The organism is Sphingomonas echinoides (assembly GCF_029623395.1).
GTDB lineage: Bacteria > Pseudomonadota > Alphaproteobacteria > Sphingomonadales > Sphingomonadaceae > Sphingomonas > Sphingomonas echinoides_A.
The window spans coordinates 1-22,499 of the sequence record NZ_JAPYKK010000049.1 but is presented as its reverse complement, the minus strand read 5'-3'; the positions used below and the strand labels follow the sequence as shown (position 1 = coordinate 22,499).

The 22,499-nt window shown below is 63.3% G+C and carries 19 protein-coding genes; 4 read left to right on the top strand and 15 right to left on the bottom strand.

All coding sequences use genetic code 11. From position 1 onward, the window contains the following. Positions 1-147: 147 nt before the first annotated feature. On the top strand, positions 148-2,238 hold the full coding sequence (locus tag QBJ92_RS19160; RefSeq protein WP_277971283.1) for an epoxide hydrolase family protein: 2,091 nt from the start codon (positions 148-150) through the stop codon (positions 2,236-2,238). 73 nt (positions 2,239-2,311) lie between these two features. Here the strand turns inward: QBJ92_RS19160 and QBJ92_RS19155 are convergent, their stop codons facing one another. The 8 genes from QBJ92_RS19155 to QBJ92_RS19120 form a co-directional block, all read right to left on the bottom strand. Further along, positions 2,312-3,022, bottom strand: coding sequence for an SDR family NAD(P)-dependent oxidoreductase (locus tag QBJ92_RS19155; protein ID WP_277971282.1), 711 nt, complete (start codon positions 3,020-3,022; stop codon positions 2,312-2,314). A gap of 96 nt (positions 3,023-3,118) precedes the next feature. Next, positions 3,119-3,880: an SDR family NAD(P)-dependent oxidoreductase gene (locus QBJ92_RS19150; RefSeq protein WP_277971284.1), complete on the bottom strand. Its 762-nt coding sequence runs from the start codon at positions 3,878-3,880 to the stop codon at positions 3,119-3,121. Beyond that, positions 3,880-4,449, bottom strand: coding sequence for a type 1 glutamine amidotransferase domain-containing protein (locus tag QBJ92_RS19145; RefSeq protein ID WP_277971281.1), 570 nt, complete (start codon positions 4,447-4,449; stop codon positions 3,880-3,882). Before QBJ92_RS19145 ends, QBJ92_RS19150 begins: the two co-directional genes overlap by 1 nt. Positions 4,450-4,486: 37 nt before the next feature. Then, a complete protein-coding gene (locus tag QBJ92_RS19140; protein WP_277971280.1) occupies positions 4,487-5,572 on the bottom strand; it encodes a catalase family protein in 1,086 nt (361 codons plus the stop codon). Between the two features lie 76 nt (positions 5,573-5,648). Continuing rightward, positions 5,649-6,740, bottom strand: coding sequence for a catalase family protein (locus QBJ92_RS19135; RefSeq protein WP_277971279.1), 1,092 nt, complete (start codon positions 6,738-6,740; stop codon positions 5,649-5,651). 69 nt (positions 6,741-6,809) lie between these two features. Then, positions 6,810-7,271: a hypothetical protein gene (locus tag QBJ92_RS19130; RefSeq protein WP_277971278.1), complete on the bottom strand. Its 462-nt coding sequence runs from the start codon at positions 7,269-7,271 to the stop codon at positions 6,810-6,812. After that, positions 7,268-7,876 (bottom strand): carboxymuconolactone decarboxylase family protein, encoded by a 609-nt coding sequence (locus tag QBJ92_RS19125; RefSeq protein WP_277971277.1) that lies wholly within the window; start codon positions 7,874-7,876, stop codon positions 7,268-7,270. Before QBJ92_RS19125 ends, QBJ92_RS19130 begins: the two co-directional genes overlap by 4 nt. An 85-nt stretch (positions 7,877-7,961) precedes the next feature. Beyond that, the gene (locus QBJ92_RS19120) at positions 7,962-9,083 is read right to left on the bottom strand and encodes an alpha/beta hydrolase (RefSeq protein ID WP_277971276.1); all 1,122 of its coding nucleotides are present in this window, start codon (positions 9,081-9,083) and stop codon (positions 7,962-7,964) included. A 96-nt stretch (positions 9,084-9,179) separates the two neighbouring features. On the opposite strand from QBJ92_RS19120, the gene QBJ92_RS19115 reads away from it, so the two are divergent. Then, positions 9,180-9,947 carry a Crp/Fnr family transcriptional regulator gene (locus tag QBJ92_RS19115; protein WP_277971275.1) on the top strand — a complete coding sequence of 256 codons (768 nt, stop codon included), beginning with the start codon at positions 9,180-9,182 and terminating at the stop codon, positions 9,945-9,947. Positions 9,948-10,304: 357 nt separating this feature from the next. Here the strand turns inward: QBJ92_RS19115 and QBJ92_RS19110 are convergent, their stop codons facing one another. Further along, a complete protein-coding gene (locus QBJ92_RS19110; RefSeq protein WP_277971274.1) occupies positions 10,305-11,081 on the bottom strand; it encodes a hypothetical protein in 777 nt (258 codons plus the stop codon). Beyond that, complete coding sequence (locus QBJ92_RS19105; protein ID WP_277971273.1) at positions 11,082-11,258, bottom strand: hypothetical protein; 177 nt, start codon at positions 11,256-11,258, stop codon at positions 11,082-11,084. It lies immediately after the preceding gene. 226 nt (positions 11,259-11,484) lie between these two features. Here QBJ92_RS19105 and QBJ92_RS19100 point away from each other — a divergent pair, with 226 nt between their 5' ends. Further along, the gene (locus tag QBJ92_RS19100; RefSeq protein WP_277971272.1) at positions 11,485-12,705 is read left to right on the top strand and encodes an MBL fold metallo-hydrolase; all 1,221 of its coding nucleotides are present in this window, start codon (positions 11,485-11,487) and stop codon (positions 12,703-12,705) included. 80 nt (positions 12,706-12,785) lie between these two features. Here the strand turns inward: QBJ92_RS19100 and QBJ92_RS19095 are convergent, their stop codons facing one another. The 5 genes from QBJ92_RS19095 to QBJ92_RS19075 form a co-directional block, all read right to left on the bottom strand. Then, positions 12,786-15,860 (bottom strand): DEAD/DEAH box helicase, encoded by a 3,075-nt coding sequence (locus tag QBJ92_RS19095; RefSeq protein ID WP_277971271.1) that lies wholly within the window; start codon positions 15,858-15,860, stop codon positions 12,786-12,788. Positions 15,861-16,085: 225 nt separating this feature from the next. Further along, positions 16,086-18,134, bottom strand: a complete 2,049-nt coding sequence (locus QBJ92_RS19090) for an AAA family ATPase (RefSeq protein WP_277971270.1) — start codon at positions 18,132-18,134, stop codon at positions 16,086-16,088. Beyond that, positions 18,134-18,613, bottom strand: coding sequence for a hypothetical protein (locus tag QBJ92_RS19085; protein ID WP_277971269.1), 480 nt, complete (start codon positions 18,611-18,613; stop codon positions 18,134-18,136). The genes QBJ92_RS19090 and QBJ92_RS19085 overlap by 1 nt, the downstream gene beginning before the upstream one ends. A 1-nt stretch (position 18,614) precedes the next feature. Next, positions 18,615-19,526 carry a hypothetical protein gene (locus QBJ92_RS19080; RefSeq protein ID WP_277971268.1) on the bottom strand — a complete coding sequence of 304 codons (912 nt, stop codon included), beginning with the start codon at positions 19,524-19,526 and terminating at the stop codon, positions 18,615-18,617. Between the two features lie 543 nt (positions 19,527-20,069). Next, on the bottom strand, positions 20,070-20,609 hold the full coding sequence (locus tag QBJ92_RS19075) for a helix-turn-helix domain-containing protein (protein WP_277971267.1): 540 nt from the start codon (positions 20,607-20,609) through the stop codon (positions 20,070-20,072). Between the two features lie 242 nt (positions 20,610-20,851). Between QBJ92_RS19075 and QBJ92_RS19070 the strand changes: the two genes are divergently transcribed. Next, the coding region (locus QBJ92_RS19070; RefSeq protein WP_277971266.1) for a recombinase family protein at positions 20,852-22,499 on the top strand (1,648 nt) is incomplete at its 3' end.

Here is a 22,499-nt window from a genome sequence, read left to right as displayed (position 1 = left end):
ATTCCAGACGTCCAAACCGCCGTACCCGCTTCCCAAAAGCAGCCGTCCGTTCATCCCGCTTCGAAGCGCCTTTCGGCGGCTTTCGCGCGTTCGATGTTAGGCTTTCAATCGGGAAGCAGGATTTACCCCCTTCGGTAGGATCGACACATGGCAGAACCCTTCTTCATAGCGGTACCCGACGACCGGCTCGCCGCCATCCGCGCCAAGGTCGAAGCGTTCGACTGGAGCCTTATGCCGGACGCGGGAAGCTGGCAGTCGGGCGTCGGCCTCGCCGATCTCAAGCGTCTCGTCGACTATTGGCTGGCGGACTACGACTGGCGCGCGCAGGAGCGGCGGCTCAATATGCTGCCGCAGTTTACGGCCGACGTGCAGGGGCAGAGCCTCCACTTCATTCATGCGCGCGGCGATGGCTCACGTCCTCCGCTGCTTCTGCTACACGGCTGGCCGGGGTCGTTCCTCGAATTTGAGGCGCTGATCGCGCCGCTCGTCGACGATGGTCACGACGTCGTTGTTCCCTCGCTCCCCGGCTACGCGTTTTCGGACCGCCCCGTGTCTCCGATCGGACCGAAACAGACCGCAGAACTCATGCACGGCCTGATGGTCGAGCTGTTCGGCACGCGACGTTATCTCGTGCAGGGCGGCGACTGGGGTGCCGCCATCGGTGGCTGGATGGCGCACGCGCATCCCGATGCGATCGCCGGACTCCATCTGAACATGGTGCTGCTCCAGGCCAACGACGCGGTGCCGAAAAAGCCCGACGAGGTCGCCTGGGCTGCGAAACGCGCCAAGCTCGCCAAGAAAGAAACTGGCTATTCGCAGGAACAGGGCACGCGCCCGCAGACGCTCGGCGTGGCGATGTCGGACAGCCCGGTCGGCGTCGCGGCGTGGATCTTGGAGAAGTTCGGCGCATGGGCCGACGTGCCGCGCGACGCGCACAACCGCCCCGACCTGTGGCAGGCGTTCGACGAGGACCTGCTCCTTACCAACATCATGCTGTATCTGGTCGAGGGATCATTCGTGACGTCGACCTGGATGTACCGTGGCCGCGTGCTGGAGGGTTCGGGCTCTTTTCCTGCGGGAACGCGAATTACCGTACCGACCGGTGTCGCGGTATTCCCCGACCCGGTCTTCCCGCCGCCACCGCGCTCGCAGGCGGAGAAGACCTATGACATCGTTCAGTGGACCGAGATGCCCGCGGGCGGCCACTTCGCCGCGCTCGAGCAACCCGAATTGCTGCTCGCCGACATGCGCCGTTTCTTCGCGTCCAGATCGGTTTCCGACGACGCCCCGAAACGCTCGATCGCACTTCGCTCGGCTGGGATCATCGCTGCAACACTGGCAGCAGCCGCGGTCTACACTCGCGCGACGACCAAGTGGATCGAGCAGGACGTGCCCGCCGACGGCCGTTTCATCGACGTCGCAGGTGCACGGATCCACTATGTCGATCGCGGTGCGGGACCGCCGATCGTCCTGATCCACGGGCTGGGCGCGCAGCTCCGCAACTTCTCCTACGGCGTCGCCGATGCGCTGGCCGACGAGTATCGCGTTATTCTCGTCGACCGGCCCGGCTCGGGCTATTCGGTGCCGACCGGCGAACAGCCCGGTGTCCTTGGCCAGTCGGCGATCATTGCAAGCCTCATCGACACGCTCGCGCTCGATCGTCCGCCGCTGCTCGTCGGTCATTCGCTGGGCGGTGCGGTAGCCCTCGGCGTGGCCACGCACCATCCCGGTTCGGTCGCCGGCCTCGCGTTGCTGGCGCCGATGACGCAGCCGCCTGGATCGATGCCCGCCTCAGTGGCAAACGCGATCGAAGGCAGCCCGCGCTCACGCTCGATATTCGCCAATCTGATCGGTACGCCGATCAGCCGTGCGGCGTATGGCCTGCGCTGGGGCAAGATCTTCGCGCCCGATCCAGTCCCGGCCGACTTCGCCACGCGCGGCGGCGGTGGGCTCGGCGATCGCCCGGTTTCGGTGAACGCCGCGCTGGTCGAACTGGCCAGCGCAGACGTCGACCTGGCCGCGATCGTCAGCCGTTATGCCGAGCTGACGATCCCGGTTGCGTTGCTCTACGGTCGTGACGATCAGGTGATAGCCCCTTCGATCGACGGCGACCGGGCAGTAGCCGCAATTCCAGGCGCGACGCTGGAGATAACCGACGGAGGCCATATGCTCCCGGTCGCGCATCCGCAGGCCAGCGCCGCGTTCGTCCGCCGACGCGCCGAGCACGTCTTGCAGTAGCGCCAAGGGGGCCAGGGGGCTCGGCGCCTGCTGACCCCCTCGGAGAGATAACGACGCGTGCCTGTCTTACGCGTCAGTGTCCGGCGACCTGCCCACCGTCGACGTGCAGTATCTCGCCGGTCACGAACGTGGCATCCTCGAGGTACAGCACCGCGCCGATCACGTCCGCGACCGTGCCCATCCGACCGAGCGGGTGAAACGCTCCGAGCCCGGCGCGCGTCTCGGGAGGATGCATCGGCGTTTCGGTGATGCCGGGCGACACCGCGTTGGCGCGGACCCCCCGGGCGGCATATTCGATCGCCAGGCTGCGCGTTGCCGCAGCGAGCCCACCCTTCGTTAGCGAGGCCAGCACCGACGGGAATTCGACATTGGCGTGCTCCGCCAACGTCGTGACGATCTGCAGGATATGGCCACTGCCCTGCTCGACCATCAGCGGCAGCGCCGCCTGCGTCATGTGGAAGAAGCCATCGAGATTGGTCTGCGTGATCTGGCGGTACTGCTCCGCCGTATAGTCGGTGAAACGCTCACCGATGAAAACGCCAGCGTTGTTGACGAGCGTGTCGACACGCCCGAACCGGTCGCGCGCGGCCATCACGGCGCGCCTCGCGGTTTCAGGATCGGCGACGTCGCCCGCAACGGTGATCCAATCGTCAGCCTGCGAAGGTGCGATCGATCGCGACACGCCGACGACGCGCCAGCCGCGCGCGCGATACGCGTCTGCAATCCCCTCACCCAAGCCTTGCGAGGCGCCGGTGACGATAGCGACCTTGGGCGCGTCAGACATCGACCGCGCCGATCTACGCGCGAAAGGTAACGGGGGTCGTCATTGCCGAATGGACTTCAAAAGAGAACGAGAGCGCATTGGTGCGCTCTCGCGATGTCAGGACAGCGGAGGTTGGCCGTTGGACGCGGTCAGTCCGCCGTCGACCGGCAGGTTGACGCCCGTCACGAAGCGCGCGTCGTCGCTCGCCAGGAACGCGATCGCACCGGCGATGTCGGCGGGCTCGGCACCACGCCCGATCGGGATTCGCTCCTCGAACTTGGCGATCAGGTCGGGCTGTTCCTTCATTCCCGCGGTCAGCGCGGTATAGGTCAGCGACGGGTTGACCGCGTTGACGCGAACGCCATTCCTGGCCTCGTCCATCGCCAGCGCGCGCGTGAAGTTGCTGACCGCACCCTTGGCCGCGCAGTAGAAGCTGTGGTTCCAGTCGCCGCCGAGCCCCGACACCGACGACACGTTGATGATGCAGCCCTTCGACGCACGCAGATGTGCGATCGCCGCGCGGCTCATATGGACGACGCCGTACAGGTCCGTCTCGATCACCTTGGTGAATTCCGAAAAGTCGCCCTCGTCGAGCTTGCCCAGATGGTCGACGCCGGCGTCGTTGACGAGCACGTCGATCCGACCGAAGCGGTCGATTGCCGCCTCGACCAGCGCCTCGCACGCGGCACGGTCGGTGACGTCGGTTTCCCGCGTCTCGACGGTGCCGCCCAGCTCCGCTGCCAACTTGCCGAGCGCGCCCGTGTCGATGTCGCCCAGCACCAGCGTCGCGCCTTCCTCGGCAAAGCGGCGCGCGGCCCCCTCGCCGATGCCCGAGGCGGCACCGGTGATTACGACGACCTTGTCGGCAAAGCGCGCCATCATGCGTTCTCCGCCTGCGCCTCGTGCCTGCCCTCGCAGAACTCCTCGACGAGCTTTGCACAGAACGCGGGCAAGTCATCCGGGGTGCGGCTGGTGACGAGGCCCTGGTCGACGACGACCTCCTGATCGACCCAGGTCCCGCCCGCGTTGCGGATGTCGGTGGCGAGCGTCGGGTACGACGTGAGCGTACGACCGCGTACCTGATCGGCCTCGATCAACGTCCACGGCGCGTGGCAGATCGCAGCGACCGGCTTTCCGGCGGCGAAGAAATCGCGGACGAACGCCACGATCTTGTCCGACGACCGCAGCGTATCCGCGCCGACGCACCCGCCCGGAATTACCAGGCCATGGAAGTCGGACGCCGATACGTCGTCGATCGCCTTGTCGATGGCGAACGTCTTGCCGGGATCGAGGTCGTTGTTGAACGTCTCCGCGTCGCCGGTTTTGAGGCTGATGACCGTCACTGCGCCGCCCGCCTGCTCGACCGCCGCCTTGGGCTGCGCGAACTCGGGTTCCTCGGTGCCACGGGGTGCGATCAGGATCGCGATTTTCTTGCCTTGGAGCTTCATGGGTATCCTTTCGAAATTTGATTAAGCGTGAGCGGTATTAGGCCGGAATATCGGTGATAGCCGCGGTGTTCGCGGCGGTGATGCCGGTCTCGCGGTGGCGGAAATCGCTGAGCGCGCGGTACACCTGCATGCGTGCGCGCATCACGCCGCCGAGCGGGCGGTGCGCTTCGAGCGCGTGCGCCGGCCGGAACGTCATCACCTCGTCGAAATAGCGGACGCGGTCCGGCCCATAGGCGGCCTGCCGCGGCAGACGGATCGTTGCGATCGTGCGGTATTCGCTGACCCGCGTCGGCCAGTCGACCGACGTATCCTCGATCGGCTGCGTCTCGGCATCGGCCCAGAGTTGCGCGCGCAGTTCGAAGACCGCGTCATTGCCGTCGAAATACGCGATCGCGGCGTGACGGAAGCCATCCTCATCCTGGTGCGGGTCGAGCCGCCAATCGTCGAGCGCACGCTGCTCAGGCGAGACCGGAAACACGCCGAGTTTCGCGACATGATCGCCGTAGCGGATGGGGCACTGGCTGAAGTAGGTCTCGACGAGCGGGTGGCTGAACGGATGGCCGTAAAAGTCCAGCGTTGGGCTTGGTTCTGCACCGACGGCGTTCAGGACCGTATTGATGTTGCGCGCGATCGATGCGGCCGCGCTTTTGACGCCTTCGGGCATCGGCACGGTCATGCCGATCTTCTTCGCCTGCGCTAGGAACCCGGCGGCGGTGCCGGCCGGAAACGTCGTGCCGCTCGCCAGGACGAAGTCCTGCGTCGGCGCGTCGTGACCGGGCAGCTTGGCGCCTTCGACACCAAAGACCTTGATCGCCATGCCACGGTGCGTCGAGACGCGGTCTCCAAGCTTCTCCCCAGGCCCTTGCGCAAAGCGGACCGCGACGTCGAACGTCCCCGGGTTCGCGAACAGCCCCTGCGCCAGTTCCGGCGGCAGATCGTCAGCGACGACCATCGTTCCGATGACGCAGGCCGTGCTCTTGGCATGACTGGCGCGCACCGCATGGCCGTCGCGCTTTTCGACCGTCTGGCTCTCCTGCGTCATCCCCTTGATTATGCCGTCGATACTTTCCTGCTCGCCGGCTTCGGGCGTCTCGATGTCGTCGCGATAGGGTAGATAGGGCATGGGAAGCTCCTGTTGGATCAGGATGTTAACACCCGAATGCCCTGCGACGTTTCGGTACGGTTCCGTGCAGACCCGATCAGTCGAGCGCGGGAAGCGACCGTGGCTCGTGCATCGGGCAGCCGTTCAACTGGCTGCGCAGGTCCTGGATCACCGGATAGACCGCACGGCGTGCGCGCATGACCGACCCTAGCGGGCGATGCGCCTCGACGCCGTGCCAGGGGCGGAACGCGGTCTGTTCGTTGAGCACAGTGACGCGCTCTTCGGACCAGCTCTTCTGCGGCTTCACCGTGATGGTCGCGACCGGGATGTAGGGATTGCCCTGCTCCGGCCACGGCGTCGCGGCATCCTCGATCGGGTTCTCCTCGAGGTCGCGGCAGAGTTGCGCGCGCAGCGTCCATGCACCACCCTCGTTCGCGAAGATCGCCATCAGTTCTTCGCGGATCGAGTCGGGGCTCTTGCTCTCGTCGAGCTTCTGATCGGTCAGTGCACGAAAGTTGGGCGATTCCGGCACGATGTCGAACTTGGCGATATAGTCGCCAAAGCGGAGCGGCGCCTGCGAGCCATAGCGGTCGCCGATCGGGTTGGTGTCCGGATAGCCGCCAAAGCCCTTGAGCAACGCGCTCTCGCCGCCGACGGCTTCCAACGCCTCCTCGATCGGGCGCAACACCTTCGACAGCGCCGCCTTCGCCCATTCCGCGCGGTTGGTCGTCGCGGCGAGCAGCTTGGTGTTGCGCAGGAACCCGACCGGCGTCGGGTTCGAGAAGGCGACCCCGGAGGCCATCAGAAAGTCCTGCGTCACCTCATCCTCGGCGCCCGGCAGCCGCTCGCCGTCGACACCGATCACCTTGATCGAGAAGCCGCGCGGCAGGGAGACGCTGTCGCGGATCGGGTCGCCCGGGATCGCAGACATGCGGATGATGACCGGGTAGCGACGCCCGCGCTCGAAAATGCCCTGCGCCTGCTCGTCCGCAAGGTCGTCGTGGACCACCATCTCGCCTTCGAGCAAGGCATGACTCTTGGCGTGAACGCCGCGCTGCGCATGGCCGAGGTCCTCGTGCGTCTTCTCGACGATGTAGCTGAACGTCTTGTTGAGACCGTCGATCGTCTCCTGCTCGTCGAGACCGATCGTCTCGACGTCGGGGCTGTAGCGGATCGGGTTCTTCAACATGGGAAATCCCTTTGGTTCAGCGCAGTAACGCGCGGTTCGCGCTTTGGGGGCGTCGGTATTCCGGAATGGTCAGGCGTTGGCCGCTGCCTTCGCGCCGGCCGCGGTCACCACGCCGAAGACGAGGTGGACCATCGTGTGCGTACCAATCGTCGCCGCATCGGCCTGCCATTCGGGCTTCTTCAGCCCCAGCAGCGGCCCGGTGATCCAGTGCATCGCGGCGTAGAACGCCAGGCCGAACATGATTCCCGACGGCACTATGCCTGCATCTTCGTCGACGATCGCCGCATAGACCGCGCCGGCTGCCGCAGACAGCAGGAGGTGGCTACCCTGCACGATGGCCTGCTCGGCCGCATCCGGCAGGTCGCTCGACGGTAAGGAGCGAACGCCGAGTTGCCGCGCGCCGGCCCGTTCGAGATCGGTGAGCTCGGACGCGATGCCGCTCTTCTTCTCGCCCGCCATCATCATCGCGGTGATGCCGAGGCCTGCCACCAACCCACCGGCGATCGCGCCGGCCATCCGCTTGCCGTTCATGCGCGCTCTCCCTCTTCCTTTGGATCGTCGGGCAAGCCCTCCTCGCGGCCGGGGACCGACATGTCGTAGGCGTTGAGCAACAGCGACACGAGGCAATAGCCGCCTACCAGATAGACCAGCTCCGCGGTCCGATCCTCGCCGAACGCGCGCACCGCACGGTTGTAGGTCGAAGCCGGCAATTGTCGTCCACCCGCCAGCGTCGCGGCGACGTCGTAGGCGGCGGCCTCCTCTTCGGTCAGGTCGGCGGGACGCTGGCCAGCGGCGATCGTCGCGACCTTCTCGGCCGACAGACCCGCCGCCTCGCCGACCCGCTCGTGGGCGTAGAGTTCGTAGCGCGAGTTGAAGACCGCGCCGGTCGCCAGGATCGCGACCTCGTGCGCCGCCTTCGGCAACGTGGCGTTGTCGATCAGCGCCTTGCTATACGTCCAGGCAGCGCGACCGAACGCGGGAAAGCGCAACATCGGCGCGAACGGCCCGACCAGCGCCCCATCCGCCCGGTGCGAGACGAAGCCCTTCAGATGCTCGGTGATGTAGGCGTCCATCTCGTCGTGAAGCGGACGCAGAGCCGCGGGCATGTCCGCGGGCGGGTAAGGTGGGGTACGCATCGCTTGCTCCGTTGTCAGGCCGCGCCGGCCAGATGCCGGTCACGCATTGATCGACGGGGCGGCACCGGCCACCCCGTCGAACCGATCAGCGGCGGGGCGCCCCTGCGAACGCTGCCTTCAGGCGCGCGACCGCCAGTTCGTTGGCGTCCTTGGCACCGCGAACGACCTTCGCCATGCCGAAAAACTCATGCGTGACGCCTGGATACGTCTTCTGCTCAACCTTCACGCCCGCGGTGCGCATCGCCGCGGCCAGCGTCTCGCCGTCCGAGCGCAGCGGATCGATCTGCGCATTGATGATCGTCGTCGGCGGCAGGCCGCGCAGATTGGCGGCGACCAGGTTCAGCCGCGGATCCTGCGCATCGGCGGCGCTGGTCTGGTAATAATAGCCGAACCACTTCAGCATCGCGGCATTCAACGGCTTGGCATTCGCCGAATCCTTACGCGACGGCAGCGTCATGCTGCTGTTGGCGATCGGATAGACCGAGACGATGTAGCGCGGCACGGTCAGGCGATTGTCACGTGCGTAGATCGCGGTCGCGACTGCAAGGTTGCCGCCCGCGCTTTCACCGGCAACTGCGATCTTCGCAGGGTCGCCGCCCCAGCTCGCCGCATTCTGCAACGTCCAGCGATAGGCCGCCGCGGCGTCGTCATGCTGCGCGGGGAACTTGAACTCGGGAGCGTGGCGATACTCGACCGACACGACGATCGCGTTCAGCGCCTTGGCCATCGCGCGTGGTGCCGAATCATACGTGTTCACGTCAGCAATCACCCAGCCGCCGCCATGATAATAAACGACGACCGGCATCGGCTTGCCATTCGCGGGCGCTGCCGCGGGCTTGTAGATCCGCGCGAATTGCTGGGCGTCCGAGCCATACGGCACGTCCTGCGTCGTTGCCGAAGCGTCGGGCGCGGTTGACATGCCCTGCTGGACCATCGCCGCCTTGGCGCCATCGGCGGCCGAAGGCTGCATCCGCGCCTGCGCCGGGGTCAGCGTCTCGATCGGCTTGCCGCCGAGACCCGCGAGCGCGTCGAGCACCTTTTGCATGTCTGGTGCCGCCTTGGGGGGCTGCGTCGCGCTTGCCGGCGGGGCGGCGGGTGGCGGTGCGCTCGGCAAGCGGGCCGATTGCGCGAGCACGCCGGCCGATGCCGTCAGTAGCGCCGCCGCGAAAAGGCTGCGCACGACGGGGCGCTTCGAGATGGAAACCATGTGATCCTCCTGTTTGATCGCTCATGAACAAAGCAGGATGGCCGACGTTGCTGTACGGAACCGTGCAAAGTCCGCCAATTAGAGGGAAAGACGGATATGTCGACGATCGTATCTTTAGCGCGCGGAGCGGCCGTCGCCACGCCCCGTCGCGATGACGCCCCGCTCGGCAATCGACTGCTGACCAGTCTCTCGCCGGAGGATTTCGGTCTGCTGGCGCCACACCTCGAGCTGGTATCGTTCGCGGTCGGTGACTGCATCACCCGAGCCGGCGATCCGATCGACAGCGTGTGCTTTCTCGAACAGGGCATTGCCGGCGTACTCGACTCGCTCGATGACGATCGTCGCTACGCCGTCGGGCTGGTCGGCGCGGAGGGCTTCATCGGCTGGCCTCTGGTGATGGGCGACGATCGCTCGCCCTACGATGTCACCATGCGCGCCGAGCGCGGCCAGGCGCTGCGCATGCCCGCTGAGGCGTTGCTGGCAGCGGTGGACCAAAGCCCTACGCTGCGCCTGACACTGCTCCGCTTCGCCCACGTGTTCATGGTGCAGATGGGCCGGACCGTCGTGTCATCGCTGGCGCATTCGATCGAACGCCGCATGGCCCGGTGGATCCTACTCTACCACGACCGTGTCCAGGCCGACGAGATCTGCATGACGCATGAGGAGTTCCGGCTGATGCTCGGTGTTCGCCGTAGCAGCGTTACCGACGCACTCCACCGGCTGGAGGAGGAGCATGCCATCCGAGCCGTCCGGGCCAAGGTTCTGGTCCATGATCGGACAAAGCTTATGGCCCTGGCGGGCGATACATACGGCCAACCAGAACAGGACTATGTCCGTCTCCTACAGATGGACCGAAGACGCTAAGGAATTGCGCCAAGTGACCCATTTGTGGACGTTCAGCACCCCTTGTCGCCTGGTCGAAAGCGGTCATTCGTTCAGCTGTATTTCCATGCCGGAAAAGCCGCCCGCGCGAAGGCTTTGATTAGACCGCTCGCAATCCGATGGGGAGCCGGCGAAACCGGACGGTAGTGTTGGCCGAGTGCGACCGTCGAGGGCCACGCGGTAGACCAGAGGTGACGTTCAGCATCAGGCCAAGCGCGGCGCGCTGCGGCATCGACGGACCGAACCATGATCGACACAGCTCCGCGAGCTCCTCCACGCTCATCAGCGCTGTGCTCATTGGTTAACGACAAACTTGAAGCGAGAGGAACCTTTAACCTGCTACTCCCCAGTGACGACCAAGTCAGGAGCTGTACGTGGGTCAGCTGGGGCGTCCACGTCCTCGAATACTTCTAACGCAACATTGACGAAGTTGCCCGCTTCAAGCTGGATAAGTGGGATCGGCGCATGTTCGGCATCGATACGCTCTACTTTATCGGCGGAGATGCGCACGAGAAACCGGTCGCAGTTGCTCAGCACCAGCATCTTGATCGCGCGGTTGTCGTCGAGCGCAATATTCTCAACGATGCCTTCATAAGCGACGTTTGAACCGTCATGCTCGAGTGTTGTTACGACGTAGGCGATGATGAAGCTATTCGCCGGACGCGCCAAATCGACCCAACGTTTAAGCCAGCCGAAGCCAGAAGCTTCACGCAGATCGCGTACCCAGCGCCAGCCACTCGCCCGATAGGCGACGAATCCGACGATCAGTGCTGGTAGGAGCAGCGATACGAACCAAGAAAGGAAAGCGCCATCGCTTGGAGTACCTGCCGAGCGGCCATTGGTCAGGATAACGCGATAAACGTTAGGATCGAAGCCCAAGGCAAAGCAGTGTTCGCTCCACTGACAAATGCCAGCCTGCAGCGCGAATAATGCTGACAGTAGGATGTGGCCGAACAGAGCGCCAAAGACGATGACGAGCAGGCTGAAGGTCGAGCCTGGCTTTTCAGGTGCTTGGGAGATTAGTTCGGAACGCTCGCCCGCACGCAACCCTGCCCATAGCCCTAGACCGGGCGCAAGCAGCAGCAGCGCCAGAAAGAGCGTATAGCTGAAGCTCACTTAGGAGTTCTTGAGCGGAGTCTCGGTACGTGTAGCGATGAACTGACCGTTTGCGGCGCTGCGCACGACGAACTTTCCGTCTTCATAGCTTGCTGAGTCCTTGGCAGCCTTCCAGCTGCCAAAGCGGGCGCGGACAGTGTTGGCTGTCTTGATCGAGTTGGCACTGTTGACGCGCATGGTGACCTCCATAGCCTACATAGGCGCTCTCGCCGCTGACGGCAACGACGGCGTGGAGGCGGTGCCTTAACAGTTATAGTAGCCCGACCCAAAGGCAGACAATTAGCGTCCTCCCCGCGCTTCCAGACTCCGGACATTCATTCATAAACGCGCCAAAAATCGCCGCAGGCCTTGAAGTGGCACGTGTCCTCGCCGACACCGTCAGTAGGGGATGGGGGGCACCGTTATGATCAATGTGCGGTGGGAGCAGCACCCTGTGGGACACGGCGGCTTTCATACCGGCGTGATGTTCACCTTTGATTCGCCATCCATTCAGTGGATCTTCGACTGTGGAGCGAAGCGGACCGCCAAGTTCGACGCCTATCTGAGGGATTGGCTCGACAACAATACCCGCCCGGTCGACTGGCTCTTTATCTCGCATTTCGACACTGATCATGTCAGCGGGCTTGATACGCTGATGGCGGGTGCTGTGGTCGACAATGTAATGGTGCCCTACCTCAACGAGCATGAAATTGTATTGCAGTTGCTAGAAGAGGCGGGCCGCGGCGCGCTCGATCGCAAGCTCGTCGAGCTTGCCGTCGATCCGGCGGTTTATTTTCTGTCGCGCGGCGCCCGGCGGGTTACCTTCGTTCGCGGTAGTGGCCCGGGCCGCGAGGACATTGGAGGCCCCGAGACTCCACCTGACAAAGGCAGAGGCTGGAAGACGCGATGTAACCCCGCGCCCCGTGATCTCAAGGCGCCGCGCTGGTCGCCCGCCGGCGTCGCGGACGAGTCCGCGGTCCAAGTCATCGAGAGCGATAGCGATCTCACCGTATCGCGGGGTGGGGCGGGAATTCGTTTCAAACCCTATCGCGCGCCGATCACGGATGCTTCAAATGATGGGCTGATCGACGCGGTGGAGGCACTCGTGGGCGCGTCGGTAAAAACCCAAGGTCGGCCTGGGCTTGGCGATCTCGCTTATGCCGTTGCAAACCACGCCCGTACGCCCGCTGGCCGCGCGGACCTCCGCCATTTGTTCAAGACACATCTCGGATCGTCCAACCGTGCCTCGCTGTCGGTGCTCAGCGTTCCAATAGTCGATGAACCGATGACAGCGCATTGGCATGTCGAGCATGCCTCCGACTTCGACGCCGGCGGTGCAGAGCCGGGGTGGCTCAACACCGGTGACGCGGAGCTCTTCGCGTCCGCGGATCTTGCCGACTGGGAGGATTGTTACGCCATCTTCCTTGATTCGGTTCGGGTACTGGCGCTGCCGCACCACGGCTCGGACCATAATTCGAACGGTGCGCTGCAACAGCTTTGCGCCAATGCGACGCTGACCGCGCAGGTCAAGGCGGTGGGCAAGAAGCACCCCGGAGCTAATGTCGCGATGAGCGCCGGCGACCGTTTGGTGCGCGTCACCGAACAGGCAGCGACCAGTGTCCGCATGTATTTTTATGCGGGGTGAAGCGGAGAGATGTTCAGTAGGATCGCGATACCAGGAACGCCCAACCACCCGCGCCGATAAAGCCGCCTCAGCGCAGCACGCTAGGGAGCGCAGAAGATCCGAAGCTGGACACCCACCGACTGGCACGCCGAGTAGGTGGCCATGACGAGATGGTGGAACTGCAGCACGTGCGGCTCGGGCTGCGGCTTCGCAAACTCCCTCCTTAGCTTCGCGTAGGAGAGCATCCCGCCCGAGCATACCAGCCAGATGGAGCGTTCGGTTGTGGGGGCGGAGCGAATCTCTTGGAAGGTCCTTCGGAACGCCCTTGATCCCCGACCGTGCCGCCTGCGCGATACCGTCTGGGTGACCGTCTTTCCCTTGTTGCTGAGACGCCACAGCCCGTCGAAGCGGGTCGCCGTGCCTGGCAGCGGCTCCCCGTCTGACTTCATGTAGGCCAAGTTCTTCACGCCCTGCGCACACACGTCATAGAACGCGGAGGCGGAAACGCCTGGAGCGCCCGTCTTCCACTTCGCGACGACCAGCGTGGCGCGCGTAGTTCCGGAACGCCCGTCCATGCCGATAAAGTCGCCGACTTCGTCCTGCAGGTCGTCGCAGACGAGATCGGGGAAAGGTTCGCCCATTACGTGCGGCCCCTGATCAGGCCGAAGGGCTTGGTCGATGAAGGCGAACAGAGAGCTGGTCGCCCAGCCCTGCTGCATGCCCGGCGTGAGAACTCCCTTCTCCGACGTAATTGCCTCCAACCCTGGGATAGGCGTGAGCAGGTCGAGCACTAGGCTGCCCGGCCCCTTGGCCCTCGCGAGGTCGAAATCAACTTTGTAGAAGCTCCCGTTGACGTAGATGTGATCGAGACCGGCGGTGATGATCCTGAACGGCTGCGACTGGTTTAGCCGGCGCGCTAGCGAAATGCGCGGGTTCTCCTTCGACTTGATGCTGCTCAGTCCGGGAGAAGTCAGCCAATACTTGCGCTTGCGCGTGTTCCAATCGACCCATACCCGATGGTCGACCCCGTCGACCCGCAGAACGAACGTGTAGCGGCCAGGAGCCGCGGCGTCCGGCTCGGGCACGACAGCCACGCAGAGGTCCTCGGCCTCGAACGTCGACGTCGCCCCTCCCTTTTCGAATCCGCCGCTGACCTCCAGCATGTCGATGAGGATGTTGACCGGGGTCGTGTCGGCGGGAGCGTCAGAGGGAACGGCGAACCGACTGAAGATCGTGGCGGTGGCGGCGGCCGAGTCCAGCTCGGCGTTCACGTCCGCGCACCAACTCGCAAACTCGTCGGCCGTGAGTTCGGTGCCCCGCCCGTCACGAACGCGAGAACGAGAGAAGCCGACCGATCGCCTCGTACGGCTCCCATTGGCCTGCGCAACCAAGCCGGTCGCCCGCGTAACGACGTTCATGTGCTCGCCCACGAAGACGCCTGCGCGATCCAGTGATCGGGCCGAGAGGCTGCGGGACCGTAGTGCCAACGGGCCCAGATCGGTGTTCTTTACGTTCATGAAGGAGACCTGGTTGTCCGCACCCTCGGGGAGCAGGGCGCCAAGGCGTTTCGGACCGGCTCGCGAGCCGACGCCTTCGGTATCGTCGATCCAGAGTCCCGCGCTGTCGTAGAAGAAGAGCCTGTCGCCGCACCTGGTATAGATCGTCGCCTCTAGGCTCGGAGCCTGGAAGAGGTAGCCTGCAAGGAACGGGGAAGGCGTCAGCCGCAGCGAAATGTGGTAACGGCAACTCCCGTCGGCAGTCTGACCCACCACGGCCTCATAGCGATCCTCTTGCTCGAGCAGCGTGGTGACGTCTTCCTGAAACATGTCCATGCTCATCGCCGGTCCTACCGTGAACGCGACGGCCGCACTTGGGAAGCGAAGGTCAGAGAGCAGCCCCTCGTCCTCCAGGTCGATGCGCCTGCGGAACTTTCCCGCGACGTAGTCGAGCGTCGGCAGCGCCGCGATGAGGTCGTCCAGAATCTTCGCGTCATTGCGGAGGAACGGCTTGCCGCCGTTCTCACGCGAGGCCTGATCGAACGCGAGGAAGCTACGCCAGTCCGACGCGACAGCATGGTCGAGAGGCGCTAGAACGTACGCTCCGCTCGCAGCTTGGCCGAGGGGCCCCGGGTGGCGGATCAGCCGCCCGACCTGCTGAACGAGCATGCGCGTGTTCGAGAAGGGCTCGTACAGGGCGAGCATTGCGCACGCCGGATCATCGATCCCTTCGATGAGCATGAACTGGTGCACGAGGAAGCGCTCCGTACGCGCTGCGAGGTCCGCTGGCACCGTGTTAGCCAAGCCCTCGGCCGCCCGCGGACGAAAGTTGTTGTGGATGGCGAGCACGCCGTCGCCACGCCCGGCGAGGGCGTGCCTGAGCGACTGCGCCACCTCGGAGACGCTCTCCTCGCTTGCACAGCGCACGATCACCTTAGCCCCGGGATCCAGCCTTCCAGCGGCGCGCAGAGCATCCGCCCGCGCCACCAGCTCGGTCGCGAAGGCTTCGGGGTCTACCGGCAGCTGATCCTCCACGACCTCCACGTCCCGGATGAGCCGACGCTCCACCGCCTCGGAGAAGGACAGGAAGTGGATGTGGGCGTCGTCCACCTCGAAGACCTTGAGGTCGCCACGGAACGGCGTGGCGCTGAACAGGACCGTCGGGATCCCAAAGCCCCGAATCACCCGCGCCCACGACGGCGCCGGCTCGCGGTGCCCCTCGTCAAACAGGATTGCTCCGACGCGCCCGTGCAACCGATCGATCTTTCCGTCGGCATCGATCTGCTGGATCGCCTGCACGGTCGCGACCAGGATCACACGCTCAGTCCCAAGGGCGTCAAGCCGTGCGGCGAGCGTGTCCACCTCGCTCGGGAGGACGTGCCAGACGTAGTCGGGGCGCCACTCGGCAGCTGCTCCGATCCTCTCCCAGAACCTCTCGCGGAACTGCGTGCCCAGCTGATCGACCAGCGCGGCCGAGGGACAAACGACGAGGACCGGCCGCTCAGTGCAACGCCGGCTGGCGACGACGGCCATAACACCCGTCTTCCCGGTTCCGGTCGGCATTTGGACCAGGCAGCCCCTCTCGCTCCGAGCGGCGAAGTATTTCTCTACATCACTCGCGGCGGCCAGCTGATGCGGCCAGAGGGCGAGGTTTTCCAGCGCCCGCGCGTCGTCTTCCAAGCCCCCAACCCCCTTCACCGCACTACCTGATCAAAGAAAGCTAAAGCCTATTAAGGATCAGGCACAAGGGGCCGGGCCCGGGCTCGACCAATCTCATCCGACGGCACGCGGCAGGCAGCGGTGAATGTCGGTACTGTCAAACGAACCAGGATTTGGTTCGTTGGCTTTGATTGGAGTCGAGTAAAGAACCTCATGCTCGCGCCGGTTGAGCCGCGGGGTGGTACGTCAATTCATCGTCGCTTCCGCGTTGAGGCGGCGAATGATCGGACCGTCGAAGGTTAGGAGCTGGCACGGCAATTCGGCCACGAATTGCTTCACGTTCGCCAGCTGCTCGCTGGTCGCGATAAGGATCTGCGATCCCTTTTCGGCAAGCAATGCTGCCGTTCTAAGGAGACCATTGACGCTTGCCTCTGCAGCTTCCTGCTGACGCGGTTCGTCAAGGACGAGGATTCCGGGATGGTGAGTTATCGTTTGCAGGCCGACATCAAGAAAACCAAGCTGGTACGCCCATTTCAGCCGGATTGCGTCGCTGGCTGACAACTCGAAACCGATCTCGAAACCCTCCTTTTGCGGCCGATACGTGTCTTCTGAAATCTCGAGTTCCTTGGGCGCGAAGGTCTTAAACCCGTAACGGCCAAGCTGCTCGCGGATCGAGCGTTCGAATAAACGTAGTTTGTCCCGGTCCGCATCGCTTAAGCGATCGCGGGGTAATTCTGCTTGGGCGGCAAGGAGCCCACCATATATCTCGGCCTGACTAATGAGCTGAGACACTAGACCATCGAAATGGTCTCGCACCGTAGACAACCGCTGTATTCTGGCATCCAGCCGGAGGCGCTCCTCGATCACCGAGGCCGAAGCTGCATGTGCTGGCGCGATGAGATCCGATTTTAGCGCACGCAGGCGGGCGGACTTTTGACGTACGTCATCACCGGTGCTCAGGAGGTCATGGTCTAGTTCCTTAATGACAACGTCCGATCGGCCCACCAGGCGCTTGAAGATTGCGCGCTGCGCCGACAAAAACTCGATGTTGTCGTTGAGCGACATGAGCGGTTCGATCGTTCCCTGTGGCAGTAGCGCGTCCATGAGCGGCTGTTCGCACGTCGGGCAATGATGAGGCGAAAGATCGACACTCGCCTTCGAACCATAATTCTGGAGCTTCAGGGCGTCCTGGTTCTTTTTGAGATCCTCGTCGATCTGCGCGATCCGCGTCATTGTGGATTGGCGCTGGACGAGTTCGGCCTGACGCCCGCGAAATATATCATTCCGCTCGCGGTTGATTTCTTGGATTTCAAGCGTCACCCGGTCCACCTCAGCGGCCGCTTCGACAGCTACACCTTCGGCGTTGGGGATGGCGACGGTGTCAAACGTTTCAAGGCGTTCTTGAAGCTCGGCTAGTAACGCGTCGAGGTTGCGCCATTCATCCCCGTGCCCCGCCTGGAGATACGCACCTTGAATCTCCGCCTGCATGGTAGTCGGCGCCTGCGATAGTTGTTGCACCCGCAGGCCTTGAGCACCGGTAAGCGAGCGAATCTCGTCGATAGTCGCCGACCAGCGAGTCCGCGCGATGCCCAACTGAAGTTCGAGCTCTTGCCTCCGTAGTTCTAATGCGTGTGTCTCAAGCGCGAGCAAAAACTCGACACTGCGCTTCGCTACATCTCGAATCCGAAAATGCGTCGGGATAGCCGCCGGGATCGAGCTCCACCCAGACTTCTGCTCGACGTAGAAAAGCGGAAAGATGGTCTCGAGGTACAGCATGGTATCGCCGCCATCGTAACGTTTCACCGTAGGCAGCGTCCATCCCATGAACTGCGCAAGCATGCGATGGAAGCCGGCATCGCGCTTGGCAGCACCGGGATCATGGACGAAATAGTCGCGAGCTTCGTGCTGACTGTATGGCTCTGTCAGCGCCGGCCCTTCCACCACCGTGATGAGCCGCCTGTCGGTGTCCGCAACGACGTTGCGGCGGACCGTGATCCGCTGTCCCTCGCCATTTTCGAGTTCGACGGCAACGAACGATTCGGTCACGTTGTATGTGATGCCAGAGTCTGGATCCTCGATGTACTGCCGCATGGCAAATGGCAGCGGAGTTTCGCGTTTCGCGCTAAGCATCTGCTCAAGCCCTAGCGCGTAGATTAGCGCTTGAAGGCAGGTCGATTTGCCTGACGTATTAGGCGCGTGCAAGACCGTTAAAGCGCCATCGAAGACGATGTCGGCACCGAACAGGCCCCCCGTAGTTTGTACCCGCAGCCGGAGGTGCCGGACCCGCAGCGCCATCAGAACTGCTCCATCTTCATGATTTGTTCTATCACCTTCTCCGTAGCACGCGGACCCACCTCCGCCAGAAAAGCTTTCTCCTCGTCCAAAATCGGCATGGCGACGAGGTCGCGGTAGACCGCTCTGCCCGCATCAGTGAGTACGGCAGCTTTCCCGTCGCGCATATCAGCCACCCCTTCCGCGATCGCAAAAGCCATTGCGCGGTTGACCCAAGGTTCGACTCGCACCGAAAGGGCCTGTGGTCCAATCGTCCGCTTCAGCACTGCGCGGGTTTGCTCGCGGGTTGCCTTGACGCGGGCAAGATGGGCCAGAAAATGTATTTTCTGGATACTGGCGCGCTGCCCGCGAGAGGCGCCGAGTACCAAGATTAACAGCGCGACACCCCATCCCAATCGAAGATCACCAGGCAACGGCTGCGGTCGCGCGGAGACGGTGAAGCCACCGCGCAGAAGCCCGCGCAATGTACGTGCTTCGGTCATCTCAATGAAAATCCAACGGGCATAGCATTAGCCACTCGCTGATCGTTCCCATCGCGAGCTGCTCAACAGTTTCCGGGTCGAGCGTCGGCAAGCGCTCGCGCAGTCCGGCGATAAAAAGCTCGATCTCGGCCTCGAGAGTTTCTCCCGGAGTCTGGCCCGATCGGCTGCCGATCATTCGCAGGCGCCGCAGTCGCTGGTTGGTTAACGCGACGATCGTCTCGTACGGCTCAGGCGCAAGCACGCGCAAATCGTCGAGTGCGTTCTGCGTTGTTATATACTCCCGCATCGCCAAGTCGGCCGCATCCTCCAGCGGTTCGTCTGGACGCAGCCGTTTTTTCAGCTTGCGCCGGAGATTAGCAATAAGGTCGGACGAGCCGGCTTGTAGCGCCACCACGTCTGCATCCGAAGCAGCACGGGCCATCGCCTTGATCTTCGCTCGTTGCTGAGCCCGACGCGCATACGATTCTTCGTCGAAGTCGTCACGATCATGAATCAAAATTTCGAAATTTGGGTCGATGTGAGCGGACCCCAACGCTCGTACCTCCGCCTGCTTCCGGATGGCATGCCGATTGACATCCTGACTGTCGTGCAGCGGTGCTACCAAGATCCATCTCTTGATCGGGTGCTCCTTGAACAGAGTCGCGGCACCTTTCGCAGGGTTAATAAGCTTGTTGATGTCGGTAGTTATCTTGTCGCGCTGCTTCTCGGCGCGTGACCCTACCGTGCAAGGCTCCTCAACGGCGTAGCATTGGTAGACCGCCCGTTCGGACAGGCAGTATGCGTCGATACCGCAATCACCTTTGTGGCGGGCCGGGACCTTCTGGACGTTGGTCGGGCCATGACGATCATGCAACAATCGAAGAACATGAACTTCCCAATCGTCACCGTTCCACATTTCGAAGACGGTCGGCATTCCGTACCCTTCTCAACCCATTGCACGGGCGTTGGAGGGAGAGTGACCTGCCAGACCACTAAAAGCTAGCCGCAACTTTGTGACGTCCTACGGCCAGTAAGGCCTTCGACCTGATTCCTGGATTTACGAGAAATATTTTCCGCGCGCGATCAGCGATCGTGCGTAGTCCGATTGGGAGATTGGCCCCCCTGCCCCATCAAATGAACGAATGGCTGCTCACCGCGATGGCCGCCCGAAAACGGACGGGCCGGTTTCCACCCGAAGGGGCGATCGGCCCCCTCTCCTGCCGCTGGAAAAAGGGTGGGCTTACACCGAACGCCACCCGAGAGCCGGGCCACTGTGCACCACAGTTTCTCTAAATAAGGAGATGGTGCTTAATCGCTTAATCTATGGAGTCGGATTTCGCTCGACCGGTGTGCCCCGCACAAATGCCAGAAGCGCAGTCGTTCCAGGCCGAGGCCAATAGCTCCAAAGGGTTTGATGTCGCGGCACCTGTAATATCTTCGTCGCCTGCTCTCTATCGACCGTCGCGACGTTCTCACATCACTCGTGCGCGTATCTGCCGGAGGCTATATCCGCCAAGAGGGGGTGCGCGAAAACGATCCTCTGATCTTCAAGGGCAACATGTCCGTCATCCGGATGCCTGACGAAGACGGCGGAGCGTGGCGCCTGACCGCGCTCGATCCTCGACAGTTGCGAGGCTGAAACACCGCTGCGGCCGGCAAGCTCGGCGAGCGTCCAGCCGAGCCGCCGACGCCCCCATCGCAGAGCGTCGCTCAGGTTGGCCAGCCGTCCGTCCTGATCGGTGTTTGGCGTTCTGGGATAAGGACCCGCATTCACGCCCACGTCCGCCACCTGTGGCCAGTCGAGCTCGAGGATAGCCATAATGCAGTTGAGCGTCCCAGAACGAGGCCACGCTTTACCATTCTCGATCCGCGACAGCGCAACCCGACTGATCCCAGCACGCATCGCAAAGACCTTCGGAGCGATCGGTTCTCCCGTCCCTTCTTCGCCTCGTCGATAGCGCCGTATGATCGCCCCGAGATCAGCACGAAGGCCACAGAAGCCTGCGGGCAGACGCATACGGGGGCGCGGACGTTCGCTAGGCATCGAAGATATCTATCAATTTTGTATCGTTGATGCACGCTAGATAACGTCCATCCCAAAACTTCAGCATGGTCGCTGTACGGGTCCAGTGTGGGGGAGACGAGGAGGCGCAGGAAGCGCTTGCCGAGCTTGTGCGACTGCTCGCGCGGCAGGCAGCTAAGGAACACCACGCGCAGACACAGGATTCCCGAAGAGATGAAGGTGTGAAACAATAAGCCATGCTCGCCCAGCCCACCCGCCGCATCGCCCTCTATGGTCGCCATTCGACCGTCATGCAGTCCGCTTCATCGAGCGCTGATCAGGTTGCCTCGTGCGCGCCGCTGGTCAGTTATCTCGGCGGAACGGTCGCGGCGACGTGGCTGGATCCGGAGCTGTCGGGCTATCGTCGCGATCGCCCGGGACTGCGTCAGCTGCTGCGAGCGGTGGAAGCAGGTGAGATCGATATCATCGTATGCGAGGCACTCGACCGGCTCGCCCGCGACGCGGAAGACGTTGCCTGGCTGGGCAAAAAGCTCGCCTATCACCGTATTCAACTTCATACAGTGAGCGAAGGCCATGTCGATGAGATCAAATTCGCGGTCGCCGGGCTGCTTGGTTCAATCTTCCTGAAGCATCTCATCGACAAGACGTTGCGCGGCATGGAAGCCGCGGTACTGGCGGGACGGTTCGCCGGGGGGCGTGCTTTTGGTTACAAGCGCATGATCCGGCTCGATGCAAAGGGCGAAATCCAGCGTGGGTTGCTGGAAATCGATGAAGCGCAGGCCGGGGTGATACGCCGTATCTTCGCGTGGTTCGCAGCAGGGCTGTCCTCCATTCAGATCGCGACACGTCTGAACGAGGAAGGTGTGCCAGGCCCCCGCGGCGGGCAGTGGAACGCCTCGACGATCCGAGGAGATCCGGCCAAGCTGGTCGGCATCCTCAACAACCCGCTTTACGCCGGTCGTCTCGTGTGGGGCCGCCGGCAATGGCGCAAGAACCCGGACAGCGAGAAGCGAGAGCGCCGTTATCGGCTGCGCGACCGGGCCGAATGGATCGAAGTGGCCGTCCCGGATCTACGAATTGTCGACGACACGCTGTTCGACGCGGCGCGCACTGAGATCGAGCGCCGCAAGCGGGCGCCGCAGGCAGCGTCACCAGCGGGGCAGACCCGCGCTCGGCATCTGCTGTCTGGACTCATTCGTTGCAGCTGCTGCGGTGCGAATTACACGATCAGCGGGAAGGACTATTATCGCTGCGCCGGACAAAAGGAGCGCGGCACATGCGGCAATAGGGTGTCGGTGCGCAAAGGTCCGCTGGAAACCGCGACACTCGCGATCCTGCAGGAGTACCTTCTGACTGAGAAGCATGCGCGCATCTTCGCCGCCGAATTCGAGCGCGAGACGCAGCGACTGGCGCGCGAGGACACATATCAGGCCGATGCCACGCAGCTCCGACTGGAGCAGCTCAATACCGAACTAGACAATCTATATCAAAACCTGCTTGCCGGCCTCGCCAGCCCGGCTCTGCGTGCGATGATCGCGGAGCGCGAGGCGGAGAAGGTGCGGCTGGAGACGCGCGGAGGCACGGTAACAACCGGAAAACCCTTCGCGATCATCGTGCCGCACCCTGAGCTCGTCGAACGGTTCCGCAGCAAGGTCGCAGCGCTCCGCCAGTCGCTCGACGACGCGTCGATCCGAACCGAGACGGCGGCCGTTCTGTCGACGCTTATCGAGAGCGTGACGATCTACCCAGATGAGCCTGACGGCCCGGAGGCGGAGGTGGTCGCGAAGATGACGGACTTGATCGCCTATGCCGTAAACGACAACGCCGCCCCGAGGGGCGGCGATTGTAGTTCCATGACGGTGGTTGCGGGGACAGGATTTGAAC

Bases quoted from the DNA above. Each gene is read 5' to 3' on its own strand.
- QBJ92_RS19145 (WP_277971281.1), bottom strand. From the start codon at position 4,449: ATGAAGCTCCAAGGCAAGAAAATCGCGATCCTGATCGCACCCCGTGGC.
- QBJ92_RS19150 (WP_277971284.1), bottom strand. From the start codon at position 3,880: ATGGCGCGCTTTGCCGACAAGGTCGTCGTAATCACCGGTGCCGCCTCG.
- QBJ92_RS19100 (WP_277971272.1), top strand. From the start codon at position 11,485: ATGATCAATGTGCGGTGGGAGCAGCACCCTGTGGGACACGGCGGCTTT.
- QBJ92_RS19130 (WP_277971278.1), bottom strand. From the start codon at position 7,271: ATGAACGGCAAGCGGATGGCCGGCGCGATCGCCGGTGGGTTGGTGGCA.
- QBJ92_RS19160 (WP_277971283.1), top strand. From the start codon at position 148: ATGGCAGAACCCTTCTTCATAGCGGTACCCGACGACCGGCTCGCCGCC.
- QBJ92_RS19075 (WP_277971267.1), bottom strand. From the start codon at position 20,609: ATGCGTCTGCCCGCAGGCTTCTGTGGCCTTCGTGCTGATCTCGGGGCG.
- QBJ92_RS19080 (WP_277971268.1), bottom strand. From the start codon at position 19,526: ATGCCGACCGTCTTCGAAATGTGGAACGGTGACGATTGGGAAGTTCAT.
- QBJ92_RS19090 (WP_277971270.1), bottom strand. From the start codon at position 18,134: ATGGCGCTGCGGGTCCGGCACCTCCGGCTGCGGGTACAAACTACGGGG.
- QBJ92_RS19085 (WP_277971269.1), bottom strand. From the start codon at position 18,613: ATGACCGAAGCACGTACATTGCGCGGGCTTCTGCGCGGTGGCTTCACC.
- QBJ92_RS19125 (WP_277971277.1), bottom strand. From the start codon at position 7,876: ATGCGTACCCCACCTTACCCGCCCGCGGACATGCCCGCGGCTCTGCGT.
- QBJ92_RS19115 (WP_277971275.1), top strand. From the start codon at position 9,180: ATGTCGACGATCGTATCTTTAGCGCGCGGAGCGGCCGTCGCCACGCCC.
- QBJ92_RS19105 (WP_277971273.1), bottom strand. From the start codon at position 11,258: ATGCGCGTCAACAGTGCCAACTCGATCAAGACAGCCAACACTGTCCGC.
- QBJ92_RS19120 (WP_277971276.1), bottom strand. From the start codon at position 9,083: ATGGTTTCCATCTCGAAGCGCCCCGTCGTGCGCAGCCTTTTCGCGGCG.
- QBJ92_RS19155 (WP_277971282.1), bottom strand. From the start codon at position 3,022: ATGTCTGACGCGCCCAAGGTCGCTATCGTCACCGGCGCCTCGCAAGGC.
- QBJ92_RS19135 (WP_277971279.1), bottom strand. From the start codon at position 6,740: ATGTTGAAGAACCCGATCCGCTACAGCCCCGACGTCGAGACGATCGGT.
- QBJ92_RS19140 (WP_277971280.1), bottom strand. From the start codon at position 5,572: ATGCCCTATCTACCCTATCGCGACGACATCGAGACGCCCGAAGCCGGC.